The sequence below is a fragment of the Nonomuraea guangzhouensis genome (assembly GCF_019396345.1).
Classification (GTDB): domain Bacteria; phylum Actinomycetota; class Actinomycetes; order Streptosporangiales; family Streptosporangiaceae; genus Nonomuraea; species Nonomuraea guangzhouensis.
The window spans coordinates 25,475-49,561 of sequence record NZ_JAHKRM010000018.1; the positions used below are offsets into that span (position 1 = coordinate 25,475).

Genomic DNA, 24,087 nt, shown 5'->3' on the forward strand with positions numbered 1-24,087 from the left:
TGTCCTCTCAGATGCGGTGTCAGATGAATCGGGTGCGTACGGCGCCGAGGTCCTCAGCGACGGCCTCGACGTGATCGCCAGGGTGCACGTCCACCGCCCGCGTCGCCGAACCGGACAGGACCACGTCGCCCGTCTTGAGGCGCACGTCATGACCGGCCAGGGCGTTGGCCAGCCAGGCCACGGCGTTGACCGGATTGCCGAGGACCGCCCCGGAGGCCCCGCTCTCCACGATCTGGCCATTGACGCGGAGCACCACCCCCAAAGCGGCGAGATCGAGCCCGCGCAGGGAACGGGGTACGCCACCGAGGACGACCCTGGCGGATGAGGCGTTGTCGGCGACGGTGTCGGGCAAGGTGATGCGCCAGGCGTCGTACCGGCTGTCGATGATCTCCAGGCACGGCAGGACGAAGTCGGTGCACCGCAGCACGTCGGCGACCGTGACCCGGCCTTCAGGCAGGTCATGGCCGAGGACGAACGCCAGCTCCGGCTCTACGCGCGGCTGTAGCAGCTCGCCGGTCCGCACTGGGACCGTCTCCAGCACGAACATGTCGTCGAGCAGGTGACCGTAGTCGGGTTCGTCGACACCCATCATGCGCTGCATGGCCACGGACGTCAGGCCGATCTTGTAGCCGCGCACGACCGCGCCGGCGTCCATCCGGCGCCGGATCCCCTCACGCTGCACCGCGTAGGCGTCGTCCACGGTCATCCCGGGATGCGCCTGGGACAGTTGGCCGATCGGCTTGCCGATCCGCTCCGCACCCATGAGGCGGTCGGCCGCCTCCCGTACCTGCTCCCCGTCGAGCATCCGTCCGGCCGTCGACGCCTTCATCGATCGCTCACCTGCACCACCATCTCGATTTCCACCGCGAAATTCCGGGGCAATGCCGCGACGCCCACTGCGGTGCGCGCGTGACGCCCGGCCTCGCCGTACAGCTCGACGAGCAGGTCGCTGGCGCCGTTCACCACCAGGGGCGTCTGCTCGTAACCCTCGACGCAGTTGACGAAACCGAGGAGCTTGACGACACGACACACCCGATCGAGGCCACCCAACTCAGCCTTGACCAACCCGAGCAGGTAGAGCGCGCAGTCCCGCGCGGCGGCATACGCGTCGTCCAGGTCCAGGTCACGGCCCACCTTGCCCTGATAGCGGTCGGTGCCCTGACCGGAGAGGAAGAGGAGGTCGCCGGTACGGACGGCGCCGAGGAAGTTGCCCATGCGCTCACGCGGCGGGGGGAGTTGGAGGCCTAGGTCGTGCAGGCGGGCCTCAATCTGATCGATGGCGGCTATGTCGCTCGCCGTCGAGGTCGTCATACTGTCCATGTCGTCTCTTCCCGTCTGGGACGCCCACGCATGGGCGATAGGTAATGGCGGCACGCTATGGGCGTCCGCAGGGCGCCACTATCCGTGCTCCGCACGCACTGGCCGATCCCCGCGGCGGATGCTCGTTGCGCTTGGCGCCCGCAGCCGCGCTTCCAAGACTGGGACTCGTGAATGGCCGTGCGCATGTCAGGCGACACCCAGCAGAGCACGCGCGTTGGCCGACAGAACACCCTCGCGCCGTGCCGTGTCCAGAGCCGCCCGCTCCACCATCCCGCCTGCGGCTCGCTCCCCGAAGGGGAAGGGATAGTCGCTGCCGAGCACGATCCGGTCCCATCCCAATCGCTCGGCGACAAGCCGCAGATTGGTTCCGTCGCCCACCATCGAGTCGGCCCAGAGCGACCGGGCCAGCTCGGCCGGCCGCCGGCTGCCGGTGCCGCGCCGGTCCGGCCATGTCTCCCACCCGCGATCAATGCGGGGCAGCAGTCCGGCCAGGGCGCCCCCGCCGTGAGCGAGCAAGATCCGCAGTTCTGGCAGGCGCTCCAGGACTCCGCCGAGCAGTAGCGCCGTCGCCGCGTAGGCGGTCTCGGTCGGCATCCCGACCGTGTACATCGCGTTGTACCGGCCGAGACGATCGGCCCCGCGTACGTCCCAGGGATGGACGAGGATCGGTACACCCAGGTCGGCGACGGCGTCGAACACGGGTGCCAGCGAGTCGTCGTCGAGTTCGAGCCCGGCGATGTTGGTCCCGATCTCGACTCCTTGAAGACCCAGCTCGGTGACGGCGCGCTCCAGTTCGCGCAGCGCCAGGTCAGTGCTCGCGAGCGGCAGGGTGGCCAGGCCGACGAAACGCTCCGGTGCCTCCCGGACCATCTCGGCGATGCCGTCGTTGACGTGCGCGGCCATCTCGGCGCCTCGCCGAGGGTCGGCCCAGTAGCTGAACATCACCGGGGTCGTGGACAACCACTGCACTGCCACGCCGGCGGAGTCCATCTGTTCGAGCCGCGCGGCCACGTCCCAGCAGGTCTGCGGCACCGTACGGAAGTGACGGCCCCCGACGAAGATCTCGGCGCTGCAGGCGTCGATCCGACGTCGTGCGGGCCAGCGGTCGTCCCCAAGGCGCTCGGCCAGGTCGAGCCATCGCCGGGGCAACGTGTGCGTATGGCAGTCGATCTTCCCGGAGCTTCGCCGCTCCACCCGTTCGCCGCTCACGCCGCCGTCACCCGGCGTCGACATCAAGGACGAACTCCTCAGGTACCGGCACCACGGCGGCGCAATTACGGCAGGTCCGTCGCTGCTCACTGGCGTTGAACGCCTCCAGCAGCGGCCCGAGCGAGGAGATCATCTCTGTGGACTCCATCTCGACCCGCTCGACCAGGGAGTCACAGCTGTCGCACCACCACTCGGCCGTCTCCACATCCCCCGGCCGTCGCCGGATCTCCACGACGAGACCGAGCGTGCCGGCCGGTCGGTGCGGCGAATGCGGAACGCCGCCGGGCACCAGGAACGCTTCTCCCTCGCGCACAATGTGCCTGCGCAGGCCTATCCCTTGCTCCCGGGTGTCGACCTGGATGGCGCCACGCAGTTGCAGAAAGAACTCGTCGTAGGGTTCCGTGTGAAAGTCGTTGCGCCGGTTGGGCCCGCGCACTGTTATCGCTTCGAAGTCAGAGTCGGGATAGAGAGAGCGGGCGGCGAGGGCTCCCGCGAAGGCGCCGCCGTCCGCCCCCATCAGCTCGACCAGGTGGATCGGATCCTGAATCAGCCGTTTGTTCATGGGCGATCTCCTCATGTGATGACGCGTGTGCGTTGCCGGGCGGTCACGCGGATCGACGCTCCAGATCCGCACCGAGGCCCACGAACCGCCGGGCGTGGAAGACAAGCGGCTCGTCGGTGGACGCCGCCCGGACTATCTCGATCCCACCGATCAGCACGGTGTGGGTGCCGTGCGTGTACGCCTGCGCCACGCGGCACTCGAAGGAGACCAGCGCGTCAGCGAGCACGGGCACGCCCAAGCGCCCGCGTTCCCAGGTACCCACCGTGAAACGGTCGGCACCGAAGCGCTCCGCGCCGGCGAAGGTCCGCGCCAGCTCCAGATGCTGCTCGGTCAGTACGTTGACGGAGAAGACCCCGAGCCGGAGCGCCAGCACCGCCGTTCCCGCGTCACGATGCAGGCACGCGATGAGACTCGGAGGCTCGGCGCAGAGCGAGCACACTGCTGTGGCGGTCATGCCTCGTGGCCCCGACGAGTCATCGTCGGAGAACCCGGTGGCGATGACATTGACAGCACCGGCCAGGCGGCTCATGGCCTCACGGAACACGTCCGGGGCGACGGTTGCCGACATGATCTATTCCTCTCGTCACCTGGTGAGCCCTGACCCCTGGCCAAAGGTGATCAGGGACGCGCCGGAGGCGTAATTCAGCCGCGGACCACCGCGGCGGGGTAGGTGTAGGAGCCCATGAGCTCGTCGACGACGCGGTGGAACTCATCCCACGGCGCCTCGCGGTAGTTGTGCCCGCGGACGATGAACCTGGCGCCCGGGTAGAACTTCTCGTACTGAAGATGCCGGCCGGCGAATTCCGACCCGACCATGTCCCAGGCGAGCTTGAGGAGTTTCATCCGGTTCACGGCGTCCAGTTGGGGGGTGTGCCAGAACTCGCGGAAGACCTCCGACAGTTCGGGATCTTCCAGGACCGAGGCGTCGGCCGGCATCTGAAGCACCCCTCCTCCGCAGAGCTCCCGCAGCGTGTCGATCAGCGGGGAGTACTCCTCGACGCACCAGTTCAGCGCGGCGTACATGGATCTGCGGTTGAAGGCGACATACTCCCCCCAGGATTCGGCAGCCCACATCTGCCCGTCGATCAGCCCGCTCAGCAACGCTTCCTGGGAGGCCATGCGGCCGAGCGTCTCGCGTACGGCAGGGACCTGGGCCGCCCCGGTGGACTCCGTGACCCGGCTCGCAAGTCCGATGATCAACTGCAGCTTGGCGAGGAAGCGGACATTCGAGTGGTGGTTGCCGTACACATGTGCCGGTGTGCGGAAGTAGAGCTCGCGAGAGAGCGCCACATCGTTGTGCACGAACACCTGCTCCCAGGGCACCTTCACGTGGTCGAACATCACCATCGCGTCGGTCTCGTCGAACCGCCACGTGAGAGGACTGTCGAATTCCGAGGTCGCCGTTGGTTCGAGCGGTTTGCGCGACCACAGCGACACTCCCGGCGCGTTACACCGGACGACGAGCGTGATCGACTCCGCTTTGTTCTCGGGGGCCAGCGGGAGGATGTTGCCGATGAAGATGTCGTTGGCGAGAATCGCACCCGTCGCCAGCATCTTCATCCCGTGCACGACGACTCCATCGTCGTCCTCACTGATCACGCGCAGGGTGGGGATGGGGCGGTTCTCGCGCTCGTAGTAGGCGGGGTCGCGGGCGGCCTGCGGCGCGACAATGGCGTGCGCGGCGTAGACGTCGTTGTCGCGCATGTAGCGCCAGTACGCCGTGACGTTGTCGGCGCGGTCGCCGAACACCTCGGGACAGATGGACATCCCGGTGACGAAGCTGGCGATGTAGTCGGGTGCGCGGCCGAGCAGGCCATGGCTCATGTCCGCGATCTTCTTGTGTGCCGCGGACCGCTGCGCGAGCTGCTCGCTCGTCCGCGCTCTCATGAAGTAGGCACTGGCGCGAACCCCGTCGTCGTCGACGTAGGTCATGACGTCGCGGTGGGCGGGATCGGCTTTGAGGTCGTAGAGGTCGGCGATCGTCTGCGCGGCGCGGCGGAAGGCCGGATGGGTGGTCACGTCGTCGATGCGTTCCTTGCCGACGAATACCACGCGGCCGTCGCGGAGACTGTCGAGATGCTCTTTGCCGGTCTTCAACATGGGTGCAGTGTCCAGCGCCGGATCACCGCCCACTAGCCTTCACACGCAGCCGTTGTCCGATATCCGCAGAGGCATTGTCCCAGGCCAGAGGCCCATGGAACGTTGGACCGCATCCAGTTGTGAGTGTCCTCCGGGAGGCGGCATCGTGATCGGCGACATCTTCGTTTTCGACGGAGTCATTCATGTCTATGACATGTCTGACGACAATCTCCTGCACGAACGGCCCGATACGGCACCGCTCGTACAGGGCTGGAGCGCGGCCATGGAACCGCTGCGTTACCCGGTCCCCAGCCGGCTTGGCCAGGGTGCCGACTGGCCTCTCCGCGTCGGCACCGAGGACATGTACGACGTCGTATTCCGCGAGTCGCCCGTGGACATGGCCATGGCCCACGCGGTCCCTGTCTGGGACTGGATGCCCAACAGTCTCGCCCCGCTCCAGGCGCAGTACGACTTCGTCTCCGCATACCCCGATCGCGCGATTCTGTGCGGCGCGGTCGACCCGCTGTACCACGGCGTCGACGGCGCCCTCAAGCAGATGGAGTACCAGGTCAGGGAGCTGGGTGCTCGCTCGTTCAAGTTCTACAACGGCCACGTCGACAGGTCGTGGCGGTGCGACGACCGCGATCTCGCATACCCGCTGTACCGGAAGGCACACGAGCTCGGCATCGACATGCTGCAGTTCCACAAGGGTCTGCCGTTCGGCGAATGGGACGTCGAACTTCTCCGCCCGATCGACCTCCAGGCGCCGGCACGCGAGTTCCGCGACATGAACTTCCTCATCCACCATCTCGCGCTCCCGTACTTCGACGAGGCCGTGTCGATCGCGTCGCGTTTCCCGAACGTCTATCTGGCGCTGTCGGGCGTCCTCAACTACCTACGCGTGGCCCCGCGAGAGGTGCAGAAGCAGATAGGCAAGCTGCTGCAGTATGTCGGGCCGCACAAGCTCATCTGGGGGTCTGAGGCCGCCATGACCGGACCGCCCGCCCCCTTCCTGAAGAATTTCATGGAATTGCAGATCCCCGACGATCTGCGCGACGGCTACGGCTACCCGCAGATCACCCATGAGGACAAGCGCATGATCCTTGGGGGCAACATGGCCCGGCTGCTCGGCATCGACGTCCCCGCCAAGCAGCGGCAGCTGGCCGCGACGGGGACGTGAGCTCGATGGATCAGGGCGCGCTCGACGATCGGGTCCGGCAGGTGTCGAAGTACCTCCGCATGCACGCGGGCGGGATCGAGCTGTCCCGGGTGTCCGACGAGGGCGAGGTGCACGTGCAGTTCACCGGCATGTGCACCGGCTGCCCCTACCGGCCGGTGACGATGGCGGCGACGGTGCGTCCGGCTCTGCTTCAGATCGAAGGGATCACCTCCGTGCACGCGCAGGGTAGCCGGATCTCCGAAGAGGCCGAACGACGGCTGGCCGACGACATGGCCGGACACCGGACGGGAATCCCCGCCTGGCCGGCATCCGCAGCCGAGGCGTGACGATGAGGCGGCGCCTGCCGGTCACCGTGGTCACCGGATTCCTCGGCAGTGGGAAGACCACCCTGATCAACCACATCCTCACCGAAGGACACGGGCTCCGCCTCGCCGTCGTGGTCAACGAGTTCGGCGAACTCGGCATCGACGGCTCACTCATCGACAGACGGGCCGGACCGGTCACGGAACTGGCCAACGGGTGTCTGTGCTGCGTCAATCAGGGGAATCTCGCGATGACGCTCGCGCAGATCGCTCGCGACGGGGCCGCCCTCGACGGCATCATCGTGGAGACCAGCGGTCTCGCAGATCCCCTCGGCGTCGTGGACGTCCTGGTACACGGTCACTTCGCGTGCGACCTCGTATTGGACTGCGTGATAACGCTTGTCGACTCCGCGAACTTCGACGCGGGCCTGGCCAACGCGACCGTGGCCTACCAGCAGCTCACGGGCGCCGACCTGCTGGTGCTGAACAAGGCGGACCTCGTCGACGCGGCGACCCTGACATTGCTGCGAGAGCGCCTGCGCACCCTCAATCGCCACGCCGCCTCGGTGACGGCCAGCCATGCCGGCCTTCCGGTCGGCATGCTCCTCGGCACCGGGCGGCACGACGTCCTCCGGCCTCGTCGTGACGTCGAGCACCACACCGGCGAGGTGAGCGTAGCCTCGCTCACTCTCCACCGGCCCGTGGACCACCAGCGATTCCTCACCTGGGTAGAGACGCTGGCCGGGCGCGCCTTGCGCGTCAAGGCGCTGGTCCGCTTCGACGGGGATCCGCGAGCTTTCGTGTTCAACGGCGTCGGAGCCCGGCAGGACCTCACCCAGGCCCCTCCGGCCGCGCGACTGCGCCTCGGCGATGCCGGTGCGCTGATCGTCGTGCTCGGCGGCGATCTCGATTCGGCGGACATCGAGGACGGGCTGCGGCGTTCCGGAGCGATCTAGCCGAGGTGCGGTCCACCCGCCTCGCCCCCCTCATCACAACCGACCCATCGCAAGGAGGACACCTGTGCTCATCGAGCAGGACCGGATCGTCGCCGACCTGGTGCTCCACAACGGCAACGTGATCACGTTGGATCGCGCGTCGCGGATGGCCGAGGCGGTCGCCGTCGTGGACGGCACCATCGTCGCGGTGGGATCCGACGAGAAGGTCAAGCGCCTGGCCGGCGCTTCCACCCGCATGATCGACCTGCGCGGCGGCAGCGTGATCCCGGGGCTGGTGGACAACCACACCCATCAGTTGATGGCCGGCCTCGACACCGCGGCGGCGGGCGTCAAGGTGAACATCTCCCTCTGCCGGTCGATCGAGGAGGTCAAGGCCGAGATAGCGACCGCGGCACACAGTGCCCGGCCCGGCGAGTGGATCACCACTTCGTGCCTGTATCGCGGTGGGATCGTCGAGGGGCGCTTCCCTACTCGGCATGACCTGGACGCCGTCGCTCCGGACAATCCTGTCTATATCGCCGACGGCGGCCGTAACATCATCGTGAACACGCTGGCGCTCGAACTGGCGGGAATCACCCCGGAGACTCCGGACCCCGGGGCCGATCCGGACATCTCCGAAGGGCACATCGTCCGTGACGAGCACGGCGTGCCCACCGGCCACCTCATCGTGGGCGCCGGCGACCTCGCCCGCCGACAATGGTGGCAGCGCCTCGGCCAGCCGGTGAAGATGTGGGACCTGCTGTCCTTCGACCTTGAGACGAACATCCGCGCGATCAAGGCTCAGATGGCGCTCTTCAACGCGGCAGGCATCACCGGGACCCGCGACATGGGGGTGGCGCCGAACGAGATCGACGCCTACGCCGAACTGTCCCGGCGAGGCGAAGCCACGGTCCGCACCGACCTGGTGCTCGGACTGCCCGTCCAGTACCTCACCACGCAGGAGATCAGCGAAGCGCTGCGGCTGTACTTCGGTCCCAAGCAAGGGTTCGGCGACGACTGGCTACGGGTCGGCGGGCTCAAGATCGTCGCGCAGAACTACGGATACTGGACAATGCAGCCCGAGAAGCTGCGCAGGCTGATCATCGAGGGCAACCAGATGGGTTGGCGGTTCGCCATCCACGGCACGCCGGGTGACCTCCGCGATGACATCGAGGTCATCCTCGGGGCCATGGAGGAGGCACATGCGCAGACGCCCCTCGACGCACGGCGGTGGAGCTACGAGCACGCCTTCGGCCTCATCAATCCCGAGCACCACCGGCGGCTGCGGCGCCTCGGCGTCATCATCGCGGCCAATCCCCTGCTGTCCTACTTCGCCGCGGGCCGGTCGCTGGAGATGCACGAGATGATGGAGGCCGTACGGCTGGCCGAGGCACCCGACGGGCTCGCTCCTCGTGACCGGACTGTCCGTGAATGGGCACAGCCCATTCGGACCTGGATGAATGCCGGGCTGGTCGTCACCGGTGGCACCGACTGCCCGGCGGTCGGCTACGACCGGGATCGCCCGCTGCTCGGCATGTGGACCTCGTTCTCCCAGGACACGCTCGCCGGCACGCTCATGCCGGAGGAGACGATCAGCCGCGAGCAGGCGCTGCGCATGTGGACGACGAACAACGCGTACGCCACCTTCGAGGATCACCGCAAGGGATCGATCGAGAAGGGAAAGCTGGCAGATCTCGTCGTGCTGTCCGGCGATCCGCTGACCGTGCCGGACGACGAATTCCTTGACCTGAAGGTGCTGGAGACCGTGGTCGGCGGTCGCACCGTTCACGAGTACGTGAGGACCTGAGCACATGGAAGAATCACCCCTCCCCGTCGCCGAGCGGGGCCCCGCCGACACACTGCTCCGGGTGGGCAAGGCGTATTCGATGACCGACCCCGGGCGGATCCATCGAGCCGTCGCCATTCGCGACGGCCGCATCATCGCGACCTCGTCGAGCCCCGACGGTCTCGACTCGCTCCAGGGAACACGCACGGAGGTCGTGGACGACCCCGGGCTCGTCGTGTTCCCGGCCTTCAACGACACCCACAACCACCAACTCTGGGCCTCACGCGACCTCGACCACGTATCCCTCGAGAGCGCCCGCGACATCGCCGACGTCGTCGAGCGGCTCCGGCTTCGCGCCGCTGTGACGCCACCCGGAGAGTGGGTCGTGTCGTCGCGTTGCTGGCATGAGACACACCTCAAGGAGGAGCGTCTGCCCACGGCCAGTGAGCTCGATGCCGCCTCCACCGAACACCCGATCTGCGTCCAGCGCGGCGGCCACGTCATGGTGGTGAACTCGCGTGCCCTGGCCTTGGCGGGCTTCGGACGGGACGTCCCCGACCCCGAGCGGGGAACGGTCGTCCGTGACGCGAACGGGGTCCCGACCGGGTTGCTCATCGAACCGGGAGCCGTGGAGCCGGTACGACGGCTGCTTCCTCAGCTCGCCCCTGAACGGCAAGTCGAATTGCTTGCCCGGCAGTGCGCCGAGTACAACGCCCGCGGCATAGGGGTGGTCCGTGATCCCGGCCTCCTCGTCGATGAGATGGAGGTCTATCAGCGGCTGTGGGAGCAAGGCCGCCTGACGACCCGCAGCCGGGTGATGTTCTGGATCATGCCCGACGCGAGCGTCGAGGAGAAGCTCGCGTTCATCGACTCGTGGGCCGTGCGCAGCGGCTACGGAGACGATCTGCTCAAGATCTGGGGCTTCAAGTTCATGATGGACGGCGGTGTCGAGGGCGCCCATCTCTGCGAGCCGTATGCGAACAACCCCGCCTACCACGGACACGCGTTCTGGGAGCCGGGCGACTTCGAGAGACTGGTGGACCGCGCGGTCTCCCGGGGCTGGAAGGTCGGCTGCCACGCCGTCGGTGACGCCGCCGTCGAGCGGGTGCTGGGGACCTACGAACGGGTCCTGCGGCGGCGTCCGCAGACGCCCCCTGGATCACTGGTCATCGAACACGCCTTCCTCGTGAACGCGGATCAGAGGGCGCGGGCGGTTCGGGCCGGCATCGGCATTACCGTTCAGCACCCGCTCCTGTTCTCGCTCGGTGGCAACCTCCTGCGCTACTGGGGCGAGCAGCGCACCCGCGAGGTGATGCCGGTTCGCGCGTGGCTCGACGAAGGGGCCATGGTCGCGGCGGGCAGCGACTGCAACGTCAGCTTCTTCGATCCCCTGCTGTCCATCTGGGGTCTGGTTACCCGGGGCACGCGTACAGCGGGTGTTCAGGGCCCTGAACACGTGGTGAGCCGCTACGACGCCCTGAGGCTTTACACTGCCGCCGGCGCCGCCCTGCTCGGCGAGTCCGCGAACCTGGGAACCATCGAACAGGGCCGACTCGCCGACCTCGTCGCCTTCCGCACCGATCTCATCGAGTGCCCAGTTGATGATCTTCCAGAACTCGCGCCTGCCGCCACCCTGGTTGGCGGCCTTCCGGTCCATGACCCGGAAGGCCTGCTGGGAACAGTGACGCGTGAGTAAGGCCGTCCGAGTGGCCCCGAGCGCGACGAAATCCAGCAGCACGCGCCGACCAACGACTCTGAGTCGGCCAAGACACTATGAGGGCTGTCCACGTCGGTTCAGGCCGAGAAGGGGGCTCCAGGCGCTCGATGAGCCGGTCGGCAACGTTCAGGAAGCCGGTGCCGCGGGGCCCGCGCAGGAACTTGCGGGCCGGTCGCCGACAGCATGTCGCAGCCGATCTCCTCGACGTCGACGGGCAGTTACCCGATGAACTGGCAGGCGTCCAGCACAAACAGCACGCCCGCCGCAGCGCCCGCCCCTTCTGGCTGCTCGACCATGCGGGGCTGGCAACAACCGCGACACCGGATCCGGAGAGGAGGCAACCATGCCGGGTTCAATTTCACCGACGCGAGAGGGCATCATGGCAGGACGACGATGCGTCCCCTGACACGGTCGGGCCCGGAGCTTGGCGTGGGCCGCGTTGGCGGCCTTCTGTGAGGCGGGCTTGTTGTGGCCCTTGTAGGGCACGCACACGTGGTCACCAGCGCCGACGTAGCCCTTGTCGGCAAGGGTGATCAGGTCGGCGGCTTGCAGGTGGCGGAGGATGCCCCAGATCCGGGCTGCTTTGAGGTCGTGCACCGAGCCGGGCAGGGAGCCGGAGGTCCACAAGGGGGTGCCGTCGGGGGTGGACAGGACCTGGATGTTCATGCCGTGCTTCTAGTGTTTGCCGGAGTAGTAGGGCCGGTCGGCGGCCACCCGGCCGATGGGGATCAGCGTGCCGTCCAGCCCCAGGTAGGGGTAGCCGGCGCGCTTGGCCGCGCGTAACACCTGGTCCAGGTGGGCGAGCAGGTCACGGGCGACGACGGCTTCGTGATGGTCGGCTCCGGCGCCGAGGCGCAGCGCAATGGCGGTGAAAAGTCCGGTCTCCGGTTCAACGGCCAGGTGGGCCTTGTAGCCGCCGTCACGTTGCTGACCGCTCTTGTGGATGTGGCGGGCCTCGGGATCGACGGTGGAGATGATCCGATCGGGTGCGGTGCGGCGGACCTCCTGGCAGCAGGTGGCACAGACGGCCGCTGAACTCCACTGAACCGCCTTCGACCGTACAGGACTGACCGATGCCGCGTGTACTGGCTCGGTGCGCCCCTCGTCCTCGCCGAGGTACCGGCATCGAACCATGCCCCAGGGGGCTGATTCAGGCGCGCCTCCCGTCCTTCAGCCGAGAAGAGCCTATTACTTCATTACTTGTTGAAGTAATAGTCCTGATCCCCTATGTTTCTTCATCAACGGATGAAGTTTTCTTGGAGGGGAGCCCGGACATGAGCATCGACGGCACGTGGGCGTTCACCGCGGAGTCGCCGAGAGGTGCGCAGAGCTTCTCCGCGACCTTCACCTCGGACGGCGAACGGCTGACCGGAACGATGACCGGTGCGCAGGGGTCCTGGGAGATCGACGAGGGCTCGGTGCGCGGCAACGAGACGGGCTGGCTGGTACGCAGGGCGGTCATGGGGATGAACCTGCGCTTCACCGGTGTCGTCGAGGGCGATCAGTGGACGGGCAAGGTCAAGGTCGGCGTGCTCGGGAGCTTCCCGGCCGGCGCGGTCCGCACGGCACAAGAGCAACCACCGCCGGCCCCGTCCGAGCCCACCTTGATCAGCCCGGAGGGGCGGGCCGACCCCTATCCCCTGTACGCCCGCATGCGAGAGGAGGGTCCCGTCCGTCCCGTCGAGGGCCCGTTGGGCGGTCAGGTCTGGATGGTCACCGGGTACGGCGAGGCCAGGGCCCTGCTGAACGACCCGCGCATCTCCAAGCACCCCCGTCATGCCCCTCAGTGGCTGCGTGAGCTGGGCATCGTCACCGCCGATGGGGGGCCGACCGGAACGAACATGCTCAACAGCGATCCGCCCGACCACACGAGGTTGCGCCGCCTGGTGAGCAAGGGATTCACCCCGCGTCGCATCGAGGCGTTGCGGCCCAGGGTGCAGCGCATCACCGACGATCTGCTCGACCGGATGGCACCGCTGGGACACGCGGACCTGATCGACGCGTTCGCCTACCCGCTGCCGATCACGGTGATCAGCGAGCTGATCGGCGTGCCGGAGCAGGACCGGGCCGACTTCAGGTCCTGGACCGCCGCCATGTTGCTGTTGCCGCTGGAGGAGGACCTGCGAGCCAGGCGTTCGAAGGGCATCGAGGCCATCAACGGCTACCTCGCCGCCCTGATCGAGCGCAAGCGCGGGGAGTTGCGGCCTGGCGTGCCGAGGGATGAGCAGCCCGACCTGGCCAGCGCGCTGGTGGCGGCGGCGGACGACGAGGACGGCGCCCTGAGCGAGCGGGAGCTGGTGGGCATGCTGAATCTGCTGCTCGTCGCCGGCCATGAGACGACGGTCAACCTGATCGGCAACGGCATGGCGGCGCTCCTGCGCCACCCTGACCAGCTCGCCCTGCTGCGCGATCGGCCGGACCTGCTGCCCTCCGCGATCGAGGAGATGCTGCGCTACGACGGCCCCGTCGAGCAGGGAACCGGGCGGACGGCGATTGAGGACATCGAGATCGCCGGGGTGACCATCCCGGCGGGCAGCCAGGTGACGGTGGCCCTGGCCGCCGCCGACCGGGATCCCGGGAGGTTCCCCGAACCTGACCGGTTCGACATCCGGCGCGAGGACAACGCCCATGTCGCTCTCGGCCACGGGCTGCATTTCTGCCTCGGCGCCCCGCTGGCCAGAATGGAAGCGGAGATCGCCTTCCGCGGTCTGCTGGACCGCTTCCCCGACCTGGCGCCGGCCTGGCCGCCCGGGCAACTGCGTCAGCGGCCGGGGACGGCCACCCTGTTCCGCGGCCTGGCCGAACTACCCATCAGGTTCACTCCAGCGGCTCGCTGATCAGGCGCTGGACGATGGGCGCCATCAGCGTGACGAGCGTTTCGCTGGACATCGAGGCCAAGGGCTCCAGGCCCAACAGGTGGCGGGCCACGGCCAGGCCGGCGAGCTGGGCGCCGATCAGACCGGCCCGCAGGTGCGCGTCCGGCAGGTCGAGGTGCTTGGCGAGCGAGTCGGCGAACTCGTTCTCGATGAACTCCCGCAGCTTGGCCGCGGGCTCCCGATCGGTGACGGCCAGGCGAGTCAGGGCGCCCACCCCGTCCGCGGCGTCGCCTCCCTCGGTGACTTCGAGGAACCGGCGCACCAGTCTTTCCCCGAAGTGCTCCACCCCTTCCGACAGCAGCTCACCCACGGGATCGCGCTGCGGGCTGTACCTGTTCAGGACGGCTTCGTAGAGGCCCTGCTTGCCGCCGAAAAAGTAGTGGATCATCGCGGGGTCGACACCGGCGTCGACGGCGATCGCCCTGATGGTGGCCCGCTGGAATCCGTCGGCACCGAACCGCGCCGCCGCGGCCTCGATGATCCGCTGCCGGTTGGCCGCGCCGGTACGCCAGCGACCGCGGCGCCCCTGCCCGCCGACCGTGTCGTTCACGGGCGTCAGCTTACTTCACCGCATGTCGAACTTATCCGCGACGGAGGACCCATGGACCGCAGTGCCCGCGTCCTGGTGGCCGGTGGAGGGTTCAGCGGCTTGGCCGCAGCCACCCTCCTCGGCCACTACGGCGTGCCCTGCTTGATCATTGAACGCCGTACCCAACTGCCACCCACCTCGCGCAACGAACGGCTCAGCGTGCCCGCCGTGGAACTGCTGCGCATCCTCGACCTGGAGGAACCGGTCCGCGCGGCCGGGTTCCACCCCGACGAGCTCGGCGACATGCTGCAGGCCGACACCCTGGCCGGCCCCGAACTCGGGCGGGTGCCGCAGCCATGGGTGGCCGTACCGCCGCGGCTGAGCCCACTCGAGCCGGTCTGCTGCAACCACGCGTGGCTGCGCGAGCTGCTGCGCGAGCGCGCCCTGGAGCTGGGCGCGGAGATCTGGACCGGCTCCGAGCTGACCGATCTGCGAAAGGAGGAGGCCGACGGGCTCGTCGCCGACGTGCGCCGGCCGGAGGGCGAGACGAGCGTTCGAGTCTCGTACGTGATCGGCGCCGACGGCCCGCACAGCCTTGTCCGCGAGCGCGCCTTGATCGAGGCCGAAGGCCCGGGCACCATCGCCCAGCTGCACGGCGTGGCCTTCCGCGCGGATCTCGGCGAGGCCATCCGCGGGCGGCACTTCGTCGGCGTGCAACTCGATGGGGTGGGCGGCACCCTGCTGAAGGAGTCCGGGCCCGACTCGTGGGCGCTCCTGCGTCCCCGCCCGGCCGACGACTCCCCCGGCGAGGGCGAGGACCTGGTCGCGCTCGCCCGCGCAGCCGCGGGGCTGCCGGACCTGAAAGTCGAGATCGACGGCACCTTCAGCCTGCCGATCACCCTGCTCACCGCCGAGCGGTTCACCCGCGGCAGGGTCGCGCTCATAGGCGATGCCGCCTGCTCGCTGCCCCCCACACCGGGCATGCACGGCGGCAACGTGCTTCAGGACGCGCAGAATCTCGCTTGGAAGCTGGCTCTGATACTCAGCGGCACGGCGGGTCCCAGGCTGCTTGACAGCTACGACGCCGAGCGCCGCCCGCTCGCCGGCCTCACGCTCACCGACGCGCTCGCCCGGATCAGCGTGACCCCACCCTCGGAGGATCTGCCCGACCGGCTCACCCTGGAGTTCGGTGCGGTGTACCGGTCCTCGGCGGTGGTCTCGGAAGGCGACCAGACCTTCGTCGACCCCCTGGAGTCCGCAGGACTGCCGGGCACCCGCGTGCCCTACCTGGGGGCCGATCTGTTCGGCCGGGACTTCGTCTGCCTGGCCGGCCCCGGGTGGGCGAGCGCTGATGTCCCGCTCACCGCCTTGAAGCCGTCGTGGGCCGTGACCCTCGGCGTGAGCGCGAGCGGTGCCGTCCTCGTCCGTCCTGACGGCGTCATCGCCTGGCGCGCGCGGACGGCATCACCGGAACACGACCTCGAAGCCGTACTCAGCCACATCCTGAACAGAGGAGATCAGCCGTGACCTTGCGCGTCATCATCGCCGGAGCCGGACTCGGTGGACTCACGCTCGCTCATGGGCTGCGCCGAGCCGGGATCGACGCGGCCGTTCACGAGCGGGACCCGGCACCGGAGAGCCGCGCCCAGGGAGCCCGCTTCCACATCGACGACAGGGGAAAGCATGCCTTGCACGCCTGCCTGCCCCCGGCCCATGCCGAACTGTTCGAGGCGACCCTGGGGCACGACAGCCGAGCACTCAAGGTGATCGGCGACATGAACGGCCGCCTGGAGCTGCTGGCCACGAACACCTTTGACGGCGGGGAGGGCAGGCCCGAGGCTGTGCGGCCCGGCCACCCGGTGAGCCGTCAGCTGCTGAGGCGGATCCTGCTGAACGGCCTGGAGGACCGCGTGCGGTTCGGCCGGGAAATCGTCCGGTTCGAGTATCTGAGCCAGGGTGTACGCGCCTACTTCGCCGACGGCGGCCACACCGACGGAGATCTCCTGGTCGGAGCCGACGGCATCGGCTCCGCCGTACGCCGCCAGCTGCTTCCGCAGGCCGAGGTGGTCGACACGGGCGCGCGCTGGCTCGGCGGCAAGACCCCCATCAACACGGAGATCACGAACACCGGGGTCATCGATCTGATCGGAAGCAACTTCACCATCACCGAGCTGGACGACCTCGGCATGATCCTGGCGACCATGCAGTTCAGGGAGCCGCCACCGAGCGCCGCCGCGCGGCTGCTGCCCGGACTGGACCCGGGCGAGACCACCGACTTCCTGATGTGGGCGCTGATCCCGCCCAGCGACAGGCTCGGGACGGGATTCCAGACTCTCGGCGCGAGACGTCTCTGGGAACGCGCGCGCGAGCTGGTCGAGCCGGCTCATCCGACGTTGCGGCTGGTCGTCGAGCAGGCCTGGCCGGAGCAGACGCTCTGCCTGCCGCTGGGCGCCTCGATGCCGGTCGACCCGTGGCAGCCCACGGCGGTCACCCTGCTGGGCGACGCCATCCACGCCATGCCGCCCAACCGCGGTTCGGGTGCCAACACCGCCCTGCAAGACGCCGGGCGCCTGTGCCGATACCTGGCCGGCGGGCAGCCGCTGCTCGATGCGGTGGCCGCCTACGAGGCGGAAATGCGTCGCGACGGGTTCGAAGCGGTCAACGCCTCGGTGTCCGCCATGGGCGACTTCCTGCTGCGCGGCTGACCGCCGTGCAGCTGTTGCGCCAGGTCGGCGCCCACGTTCTCGAGACCGCGCTGCCCGTCCTCGGCTTCACCGTCCTCTTCGCCGCAACGGGACAGATCGCTCCGTCTCTGGTGGCCGCGCTGGCGGCAGCCGCCGGGGTGGCCCTCTTCCGGGTACGGCAGGCCCAGAAGCCGTGGGCGGCGCTCGCCGGATTCGGCGTGTCGGTAGGTGCGGGGGCGCTGGTCACCGTGTCGGGTAACGCCGCCGACTTCTTCCTGCCGCTGCTGGTGGTGCGCGGGGCACTCGTGGTCGCCACGCCCATCCTGCTGCTGCTCAGGCTGCCGCCGTTCGGGCTCGCGTACGGCGTGCTCACCCGGCAGGGGCCGGCATGGCGGCGCTGCGCCGTCCAACTGCGTGCCTTCACCATCGTCAACCTCGTCTGGTTCCTCATAGACGCCGCGCTCACCGCCAACCAGATCAGGCTCTACCTCGACGGTCAGGCGGTCGCGATGGGAGCCGTCAAGGTCCTCATCGAGGCACCCGCCTACTTGTTGTCCGCCCTCTTCCTCTGGAGGCTCCATCGCCGCCTGATCGCGCGACCCTGCCGTCGGCCGAACTGCCCCTACCACCCCGCGGGCGTTGCCTTCCGCAGGACATGGGCGAGCCGGAGATGATCCTCTCGGCGGAGACGCCGGAGAGAGGCGGCAGGTCGACGGACCAGCATACGGGGAGAGGCATGCCCGGCGTCACGAGTGACGCCGGGCATGCCTCTCTCAGAGCTTGAGGCTAGGTCACGTGCCGTCGATCAGCCGTACGGCGATGTCCGGGCTGAAGGTTCCGGCGGGCACGTTCGGCGCGATGCCGCAGTTGCCGTCCGAGTCGCCGGGGACCTTGACCCAGAGCAGCATCTCGGCGCCGCCGCCGACCTGCGTCGTGGCGCCGAGCTTGCGACCCGCCGGGTTGCACCATTCGCCGTTGGAGCCGTTGCCGTTGCGGCTGGTGTCGATCACGAACTTGGCGGTGCCGCCGAGCGCGGAGTTGATCGCGTTGGCGTACGTGGTCGACTGGCTGGTGGTGTAGTAGTTGGAGACGTTGACCGAGAAGCCGCGGACGTTGGCGACGCCCACGCTCTGCAGCCGGGAGGCCATGGTCGCCGGTGCGGTCCAGCCGGCGTTACCGGCGTCGAGGTAGGCCCAGGTGTTGGCGGCCTTGTCGCGGAACTGTTCGGTCGCGTAGGTCAGCATGCGGATGCGTTCCTGCCGCGCGCTCTCGCTCATGCAGTCGAAGTCGCCGAGCGAGTCGGGCTCGATGACGACGACCGCGGGTCGGTTGCCGATGCCGGAGGCGAACGCGGAGATCCACGTCTTGTACGCCGCTTCGGTGCCGGCGCCGCCGCCGGAGTGACCGCCGCACGCGTCGCGGCCGGGGATGTTGTACGCGACCAGGATCGGCAGTTTGTCGGCGCTGTCGGCGGCGCCCACGAAGCCGGAGACGGCTGAGGCGATGTCGCCGCTCCAGCTACCGAACCACCGGGCCATCGGCTTGGAGCCGATCGAGGACTGGATGCGGGCCGCGCGGGAGTCGCCGGAGTTGTTGCGCGCCCAGACCGCGGGGTTGGAGTTGGGGTCGACGTAGAAGCCGCTCGTCATGTTGATCGGCCCGGACCCCGACCCCGACGTCGTCTCGGTGAGGGAGACGTTGTCGAGGTGGACGGTGTGGGCCGCGTTCTTGCCGAGTTGGAACGACACCTGTCCGGCCGCCGTGCTCAGGCTGGAGGTGAAGGGGAAGCTGAAGCGCTTGCTCGTCGTGGTGAGCGCGATCGTCTTGGTCAGGGTGTTGGTGTACGGGCTGTCGGCCAGTTGCACGGTGGTGACCGCGCTGACCGAGGCGGAGGCGACGGCGTCGAACGACAGCGTGTAGGCCTTGCCGCTGGTCAGATTGATGTTGTTCTGGGCCACCATGGCGTCCCATGGGTTGGCGGTGCCGCCGGTCACGTTGACGCGCAATCGCCCCGTGTCCACCGCCATGGAGGTGTTGGACGAGTTCCACCAGGGCGCGGTGGAGGTGCTGAAGGTGCCGTTGACCACCAGCTCGGTCGCGGCGGTGGCGGGAGCGGCGACGGCCACCGACAGGGCGGTCGCCGTTGCGGCCGTGATCGCCGCCAACCGGGTTAATACTCGCATGTACTGCTTTCCTTTCTTGGGGATCCCTGTCACAGGGAGTCAGTGAAAGCGGCGATCCAGGCAAGGGATGAGTTCCAGTTGATCGCCACCTCGTTGGTGGACCAGGAGCCGATGTCGTCGATGTAGCACTTGGCCGACGCACAGCCGGCGAGGTTGCGCTGGGCGACCGGGTCCTGGAGGCCGGAATTGGGGCCCCCGGCCAGGGAACCGGGCGCGGGGGTGGGAAGGCTCGGGTCGATCTGGTGGGCCCAGAATCGGTGGTGCTGGTTGTGGCTGGCCCGCTCGCCGTACCCGGTGACGTAGGACTGGTTGAGCGCGTTGCGCCCGAGCAGGTAGTCCATCGATTCCAGGACGGCTTGGCGGTAGCGGCGATCGCGGGTGAGGTCGTAGGCCGTCGCCATGATCATCGCGCTGTTGGTGGTGGCGCTGGTCGAGCCCCAGACGTACTTGCCGTCGGCCGGCAGGTAGGGGTTGGCGTACCCCTGAGCGTTCATGTCGCGCACGTAGCCGTCGGCGACGGACAGCACCCGCTTGCGCGCGGCGACGGACATGGCGGCCGGGAAGCGGCCGGGCAGCCGGGCGACGGTCAGGTCGGCCAGCGCGCCGGTCGACTGCCAGGAGAACCCGTCCGCGGTCAGCTTCGTGGTGACGAAGGGCAGGTAGGAGCGCTTACCAGTGGTCGCGTACAGCTCGGCGGCGGCCCAGGAGAACTCGTCGGAGACGTTGGTGTCGTCGTAGGCGCCCCCGCCCTCGCCTCCGGGTGGTGCGTAGAGGTCGGGATGCGCGCGGGCCGCCCGCCAAGCGGTCTCGGCGGCCTCAAGGCAACGCCGGGCGAACGCGCGGTCCCAGGTCTTCCAGATCCGGGCACACTGGGCGCCGGCTGCGGCAAGGTTGAGCGTCGCGGCGGTGGAGGGCGGGTAGAGGTAGCGCGACTGCGCGTCCAGGTGCGGAATCGTCGGGTGCCCGGTCCACGCGGCGTCGTGCGTCTTGTGGTGGACCAGCCCGCTGCCGGGCACCTGCATGCGAAGCAGGAACTCCACCTCCCAGCGGGCCTCGTCGAGCACGTCCGGGACGCCGTTGCCGGCCTCGGGGATGCGCAGCAGGCCGTCGCGCGTCCCCTTCAGATCGTTCTGCCCGCGCGAGCGCTCGTAGAGGTCCATGAGCTGCCAGGCGGCGAGGGCGCCGTTCACCACGTACTTGCCGTGGTCGCCCGCGTCGTACCAGCCTCCGCGTACGTCCAGGGTGTGGTCGCAGGTGCCCGGCAGACACGGGACGCGGGTGTCCCCCTGGTTGGGCGCGACGCCGAGGTGCCCGGCCGGCCTGGCATAGGCGTCGCCGACGTACGCGGCCTCGATCGGGATGCCGCTGCGGTTGTGGTAGAAGTACGCCAGCGCGTCCCTGCGCAGCCCGTCGTACAGGTCGTCCCCGATGTCGAACGGCAGGCTGACCTGGTCGCCGACCGCGAGCGTGTAGCCGGTGCCCGCCTTGCGGACGGACGAGAAGTCGGCCACGTGGACCTGGTCGCCGGACATCGCGTCGGCACCGTGCACCCGGGTGCGCCCCTGGGCCACGGCCGCACCGCGCTTGTCGAGCAGCCGCCATTCCAGCGGCTCCGTCCCGGGGTTGACGATCGTGGCGCGCTTGGGGCCCGAGGTCGCGTAGCCGTGCTGGTTGACCCGCACCGGCGAGCCCAGGTCCCGGACGCCGCCGGGCGGGAGCACCCCGCCGACCAGGGAGATCTCGTCCAGGCAGAGCGTGTACGGCTCCGTGGCGCCGCCCATCTGGAAGGTCATCTGTCCGTGCGAGTCCGAGACGTTCGACGTCGCGGTGTACTCGAACGTGCGCGGCGTGGCCGTCAGCTCGGGCCGCTGGTCCAGAGGGGTGGTGTACGGCGGGCCGGCCAGCTGGACGGTGGTCCGGATGGTGACGTCCCGGCTGGCGGAGGCGGTGAAGCGGAGCGTGTACGGCTGGCCGTCCTCCAACGGGACGTCGTTCTGGCCGATCATGGAGTCCCACGGGTTCGTGGTTCCGGCCGGGACGTCGGCGCACAGCCGGCCCGATTCGACGCGTGACGGGGTGTTCTGGCTGCTCCACCAAGGGTCTTTGCCGCTGTCGAAGCTGCCGTTCAGGAGTCTTTCGTAGGAGTCGGCGTGCGCGGGGGTCGCGAGGCCGGCGAGGAGGAGGACACAGGCCGCGGACAGCCTGAGTGTGGCGGACATACCGGGACCTTTCAGGTCGCTGGACAGGTCGTCCCCGGCACACCGCGGCGTCAGTGCCGAATCCTCTGCCAGGGCGCCGCGAGCTGTCAACTGTTTCGCAGAGATTGAACCTTGCTCTCGTCGCCCCCTTCTCAGCGGTGCGACAATCCCCTACCATCGGCTGGGAGCGCTCCCAATTATGTACGGAAAAAGCTCTTGGAACACTGGCACAATCCGCGGCGTCAACGCAGGTGATTGCGCGTATCCAGTGGCTCCATCCGCTCTGGAACCGCTCCCGGAAGCAGGGGAGAAATGACATGACGACAAGGCTGGCGCGGCCACTGATCGCCGCCGCCCTCACCGGCCTGCTCGCGGCGTGCGGCGCCGGAGCACCGAAGCAGGACGCCGCGACGCCGGGCAAGGTCACCCTGGTGGTCAAGACCTTCAGCGAGTTCGGCTACGAGGAGCTCTACAAGCAGTACGAGGCCGCTCACCCCGGAATAACGATCAAGCAGGAGAGCATCGCCCAGCTCGGCGACTACCTGCCCAAGCTGCAGCAGTGGATGGCCTCGGGCAGCGGAGCCGGAGACGTCGTCGCGCTGGAGGAGGGCATCCTCATCCAGTTCATGGCCAAGCCCGAGCAGTTCGTGAACCTCCTCGACCACGGAGCCGGGTCGCTGAAGGCTGATTTCCTGGAATGGAAGTGGAAGCAGGCGCTCACGAACGACGGTGCCAAACTCGTCGGGCTCGGCACGGATGTCGGCGCGCAAGGCATGTGCTACCGGACAGACCTGCTGGCCAAGGCCGGACTGCCCACCGATCGTGAGAAGGTCGGTGAGCTCTGGCCGACCTGGGACGCCTACCTCGCCACCGGGCAGAAGTTCGCTCAGGCCAAGACGGGAGCGCACTTCTTCGACTCGGCCGGGGGCATCTATCAGAACATCCTGATGCAGCAGGGCGACCACACCTACTACGACACCTCCAACAACCTGGTGATCGACACCAATTCCGGGGTGAAGGCGGCCTGGGACCAGGCGGTCAAGATGGTCCAGGGCGGACTGTCGGCGAATCTCGCGCAGTGGAGCCCGCAGTGGAACGCCGGGTTCAAGAAGGGCACCTTCGCCACCATCCCGTGCCCGTCCTGGATGCTCGGCGTCATCGAGGAGCAGGCGGGGCCGGAGAACTCCGGCAAGTGGGACGTCGCGCGCGTGCCAGGCGACGGAGCCGTTCGCGGCGGCTCGTTCCTGGCGGTGCCGACGCAGAGCAAGCACCAGAAGGAAGCGGCCGAACTGGTGAAATTCCTCACCAGCCCGAAGGGGCAGATCGCGGCGTTCAAGGCCAAGAGCAACTTCCCCTCATCGCCGCAGGCCATCGACGACCCGGCGGTGCAGAGCTTCGTCAACGACTACTTCAACAACGCGCCCGTCGGGAAGATCTTCGGAGCGAGCGCCAAGGCGCTCAAGCCGGTCTACCTGGGGCCGAACAACAACCCGGTCGGTGACCGCGTCGGTAACGCGCTGATGGCCGTCGAGCAGGGCAAGCTCCAGCCGGACGAGGCGTGGGCCAAGGCCGTCGAGGACGCCAAGCGTGCTGCGAAGTAACAAAGTGTCATCCAGTGCGCACGCGAGGTCGCGGGCGGGGCTGCTGTCCCGCCTCGACCTGGTGGGCTCGCCCTACCTCTTCGTGGCGCCGTTCTTCGTGATCTTCGCGGTCTTCGGGCTCTTCCCGCTGCTGTACACCGCGTGGGTCTCGCTGCACGACTGGGATCTGGCAGGGGACGCGGGCTTCGTCGGGCTGGCGAACTACACGGATCTGTTCGCCGACCCCGACTTCTGGAACGCGGTCGTCAATACACTCGGCATGTTCGTGCTGGCCACGGTGCCGCAGTTGCTGCTGGCACTGGTCGTGGCGAGCCTGCTCAACCAGCGGCTGCGTGCGCTGACGTTCTTCCGGATGGGGGTGCTCGCGCCGATCGTCACCTCGGTGGCGGCGGTGGGCATCGTGTTCAGCCAGATCTTCGACCGCGACGCCGGCATGGCCAACGGCCTGCTCGCCCTGCTGGGCATGGACCCCGTGGACTGGCGGGCGGACAAGTGGTCGTCCTGGCTGGCGATCTCGGTCATGGTCGACTGGCGCTGGACCGGCTACAACGCGCTGATCTTCCTGGCCGCGATGCAGTCGGTGCCGCGCGACCTGTACGAGGCGGCGGCCATCGACGGTGCCTCCAAGGTCAGGCAGTTCTGGGGCATCACGGTGCCGCTGATCCGGCCGGCGATCCTGTTCGCTGTGATCATCTCGACGATCGGCGGCATGCAGCTGTTCACCGAGCCGCTCATCTTCGGCCAGGGCGGCTACGCCATCTCCGGCGGCAGTCTGCGGCAGTTCCAGACCGTGGCCATGTACATGTTCGAGAAGGCCTTCAGGGACTTCGACTACGGCTATGGCTCGGCCGTCGCCTGGATGATCTTCCTGCTCATCGTGGTCTTCGCTCTGGTCAACTTCATGGTGACGCGGAGGGCGAGATAGC

General features: G+C 68.4%; 20 protein-coding genes and 2 pseudogenes. 11 read left to right on the plus strand and 11 right to left on the minus strand.

Translation table 11 applies throughout. From position 1 onward, the window contains the following. Positions 1–19 precede the first annotated feature (19 nt). The 6 genes from KME78_RS33660 to KME78_RS33685 form a co-directional block, all read right to left on the minus strand. Positions 20–829, minus strand: a complete 810-nt coding sequence (locus KME78_RS33660) for a 2-keto-4-pentenoate hydratase (protein ID WP_246652557.1) — start codon at positions 827–829, stop codon at positions 20–22. After that, positions 826–1,320: a RidA family protein gene (locus KME78_RS33665; protein WP_219533458.1), complete on the minus strand. Its 495-nt coding sequence runs from the start codon at positions 1,318–1,320 to the stop codon at positions 826–828. The genes KME78_RS33660 and KME78_RS33665 overlap by 4 nt, the downstream gene beginning before the upstream one ends. Before the next feature lie 186 nt (positions 1,321–1,506). Continuing rightward, the gene (locus KME78_RS33670) at positions 1,507–2,553 is read right to left on the minus strand and encodes an amidohydrolase family protein (RefSeq protein WP_219533459.1); all 1,047 of its coding nucleotides are present in this window, start codon (positions 2,551–2,553) and stop codon (positions 1,507–1,509) included. Further along, complete coding sequence (locus KME78_RS33675) at positions 2,537–3,091, minus strand: 3-hydroxyanthranilate 3,4-dioxygenase (RefSeq protein WP_219533460.1); 555 nt, start codon at positions 3,089–3,091, stop codon at positions 2,537–2,539. Before KME78_RS33675 ends, KME78_RS33670 begins: the two co-directional genes overlap by 17 nt. Before the next feature lie 43 nt (positions 3,092–3,134). Beyond that, positions 3,135–3,659: a flavin reductase family protein gene (locus KME78_RS33680; RefSeq protein ID WP_219533461.1), complete on the minus strand. Its 525-nt coding sequence runs from the start codon at positions 3,657–3,659 to the stop codon at positions 3,135–3,137. Positions 3,660–3,733: 74 nt separating this feature from the next. Further along, positions 3,734–5,191, minus strand: a complete 1,458-nt coding sequence (locus tag KME78_RS33685) for a 4-hydroxyphenylacetate 3-hydroxylase family protein (protein ID WP_219533462.1) — start codon at positions 5,189–5,191, stop codon at positions 3,734–3,736. 193 nt (positions 5,192–5,384) lie between these two features. Between KME78_RS33685 and KME78_RS33690 the strand changes: the two genes are divergently transcribed. From KME78_RS33690 to KME78_RS33710, 5 genes are all read left to right on the plus strand, one after another. Beyond that, positions 5,385–6,350, plus strand: coding sequence for an amidohydrolase family protein (locus KME78_RS33690; protein WP_219533463.1), 966 nt, complete (start codon positions 5,385–5,387; stop codon positions 6,348–6,350). A gap of 5 nt (positions 6,351–6,355) precedes the next feature. Continuing rightward, positions 6,356–6,676 carry a NifU family protein gene (locus tag KME78_RS33695; RefSeq protein ID WP_246652574.1) on the plus strand — a complete coding sequence of 107 codons (321 nt, stop codon included), beginning with the start codon at positions 6,356–6,358 and terminating at the stop codon, positions 6,674–6,676. Positions 6,677–6,678: 2 nt separating this feature from the next. Continuing rightward, on the plus strand, positions 6,679–7,608 hold the full coding sequence (locus tag KME78_RS33700; protein WP_219533465.1) for a CobW family GTP-binding protein: 930 nt from the start codon (positions 6,679–6,681) through the stop codon (positions 7,606–7,608). Positions 7,609–7,672: 64 nt separating this feature from the next. Beyond that, positions 7,673–9,394: an amidohydrolase gene (locus KME78_RS33705; RefSeq protein ID WP_219533466.1), complete on the plus strand. Its 1,722-nt coding sequence runs from the start codon at positions 7,673–7,675 to the stop codon at positions 9,392–9,394. Between the two features lie 4 nt (positions 9,395–9,398). Next, positions 9,399–11,069, plus strand: a complete 1,671-nt coding sequence (locus tag KME78_RS33710; protein ID WP_219533467.1) for an amidohydrolase — start codon at positions 9,399–9,401, stop codon at positions 11,067–11,069. Between the two features lie 438 nt (positions 11,070–11,507). On the opposite strand, the pseudogene KME78_RS64915 reads toward KME78_RS33710, so the two are convergent. Both KME78_RS64915 and KME78_RS68160 read right to left on the minus strand, forming a co-directional pair. Continuing rightward, a pseudogene (locus tag KME78_RS64915) lies at positions 11,508–11,885 on the minus strand (transposase family protein); the annotation flags it as partial. Next, positions 11,886–12,224 (minus strand): annotated as a pseudogene (locus KME78_RS68160) (hypothetical protein); the annotation flags it as partial. Between the two features lie 140 nt (positions 12,225–12,364). On the opposite strand from KME78_RS68160, the gene KME78_RS33725 reads away from it, so the two are divergent. After that, positions 12,365–13,927 carry a cytochrome P450 family protein gene (locus KME78_RS33725; RefSeq protein ID WP_246652558.1) on the plus strand — a complete coding sequence of 521 codons (1,563 nt, stop codon included), beginning with the start codon at positions 12,365–12,367 and terminating at the stop codon, positions 13,925–13,927. On the opposite strand, the gene KME78_RS33730 is transcribed toward KME78_RS33725, so the two are convergent. Beyond that, complete coding sequence (locus KME78_RS33730; RefSeq protein ID WP_219533470.1) at positions 13,908–14,516, minus strand: TetR/AcrR family transcriptional regulator; 609 nt, start codon at positions 14,514–14,516, stop codon at positions 13,908–13,910. The two genes, KME78_RS33725 and KME78_RS33730, sit on opposite strands and share 20 nt — an antisense overlap. Positions 14,517–14,567: 51 nt before the next feature. On the opposite strand from KME78_RS33730, the gene KME78_RS33735 reads away from it, so the two are divergent. From KME78_RS33735 to KME78_RS33745, 3 genes are read left to right on the plus strand one after another with little or no spacing between them, the layout of a single operon-like run. Further along, on the plus strand, positions 14,568–16,022 hold the full coding sequence (locus tag KME78_RS33735) for an FAD-dependent monooxygenase (RefSeq protein WP_219533471.1): 1,455 nt from the start codon (positions 14,568–14,570) through the stop codon (positions 16,020–16,022). Further along, complete coding sequence (locus KME78_RS33740) at positions 16,019–17,200, plus strand: FAD-dependent oxidoreductase (RefSeq protein WP_219533472.1); 1,182 nt, start codon at positions 16,019–16,021, stop codon at positions 17,198–17,200. Before KME78_RS33735 ends, KME78_RS33740 begins: the two co-directional genes overlap by 4 nt. Positions 17,201–17,205: 5 nt before the next feature. Next, on the plus strand, positions 17,206–17,853 hold the full coding sequence (locus KME78_RS33745) for a DUF3159 domain-containing protein (RefSeq protein WP_219533473.1): 648 nt from the start codon (positions 17,206–17,208) through the stop codon (positions 17,851–17,853). A 117-nt stretch (positions 17,854–17,970) separates the two neighbouring features. On the opposite strand, the gene KME78_RS66460 is transcribed toward KME78_RS33745, so the two are convergent. Both KME78_RS66460 and KME78_RS33755 read right to left on the minus strand, forming a co-directional pair. After that, positions 17,971–19,362 carry a glycoside hydrolase family 6 protein gene (locus KME78_RS66460; RefSeq protein WP_281428932.1) on the minus strand — a complete coding sequence of 464 codons (1,392 nt, stop codon included), beginning with the start codon at positions 19,360–19,362 and terminating at the stop codon, positions 17,971–17,973. Between the two features lie 29 nt (positions 19,363–19,391). Next, positions 19,392–21,581, minus strand: a complete 2,190-nt coding sequence (locus tag KME78_RS33755) for a glycoside hydrolase family 9 protein (protein WP_219533474.1) — start codon at positions 21,579–21,581, stop codon at positions 19,392–19,394. A gap of 296 nt (positions 21,582–21,877) precedes the next feature. Here KME78_RS33755 and KME78_RS33760 point away from each other — a divergent pair, with 296 nt between their 5' ends. Together KME78_RS33760 and KME78_RS33765 are read left to right on the plus strand one after the other, a co-directional pair. Beyond that, the gene (locus KME78_RS33760; RefSeq protein WP_219533475.1) at positions 21,878–23,161 is read left to right on the plus strand and encodes an ABC transporter substrate-binding protein; all 1,284 of its coding nucleotides are present in this window, start codon (positions 21,878–21,880) and stop codon (positions 23,159–23,161) included. Positions 23,162–23,165: 4 nt separating this feature from the next. Further along, positions 23,166–24,086 carry a carbohydrate ABC transporter permease gene (locus KME78_RS33765; RefSeq protein WP_308127233.1) on the plus strand — a complete coding sequence of 307 codons (921 nt, stop codon included), beginning with the start codon at positions 23,166–23,168 and terminating at the stop codon, positions 24,084–24,086. Position 24,087: the final 1 nt, after the last annotated feature.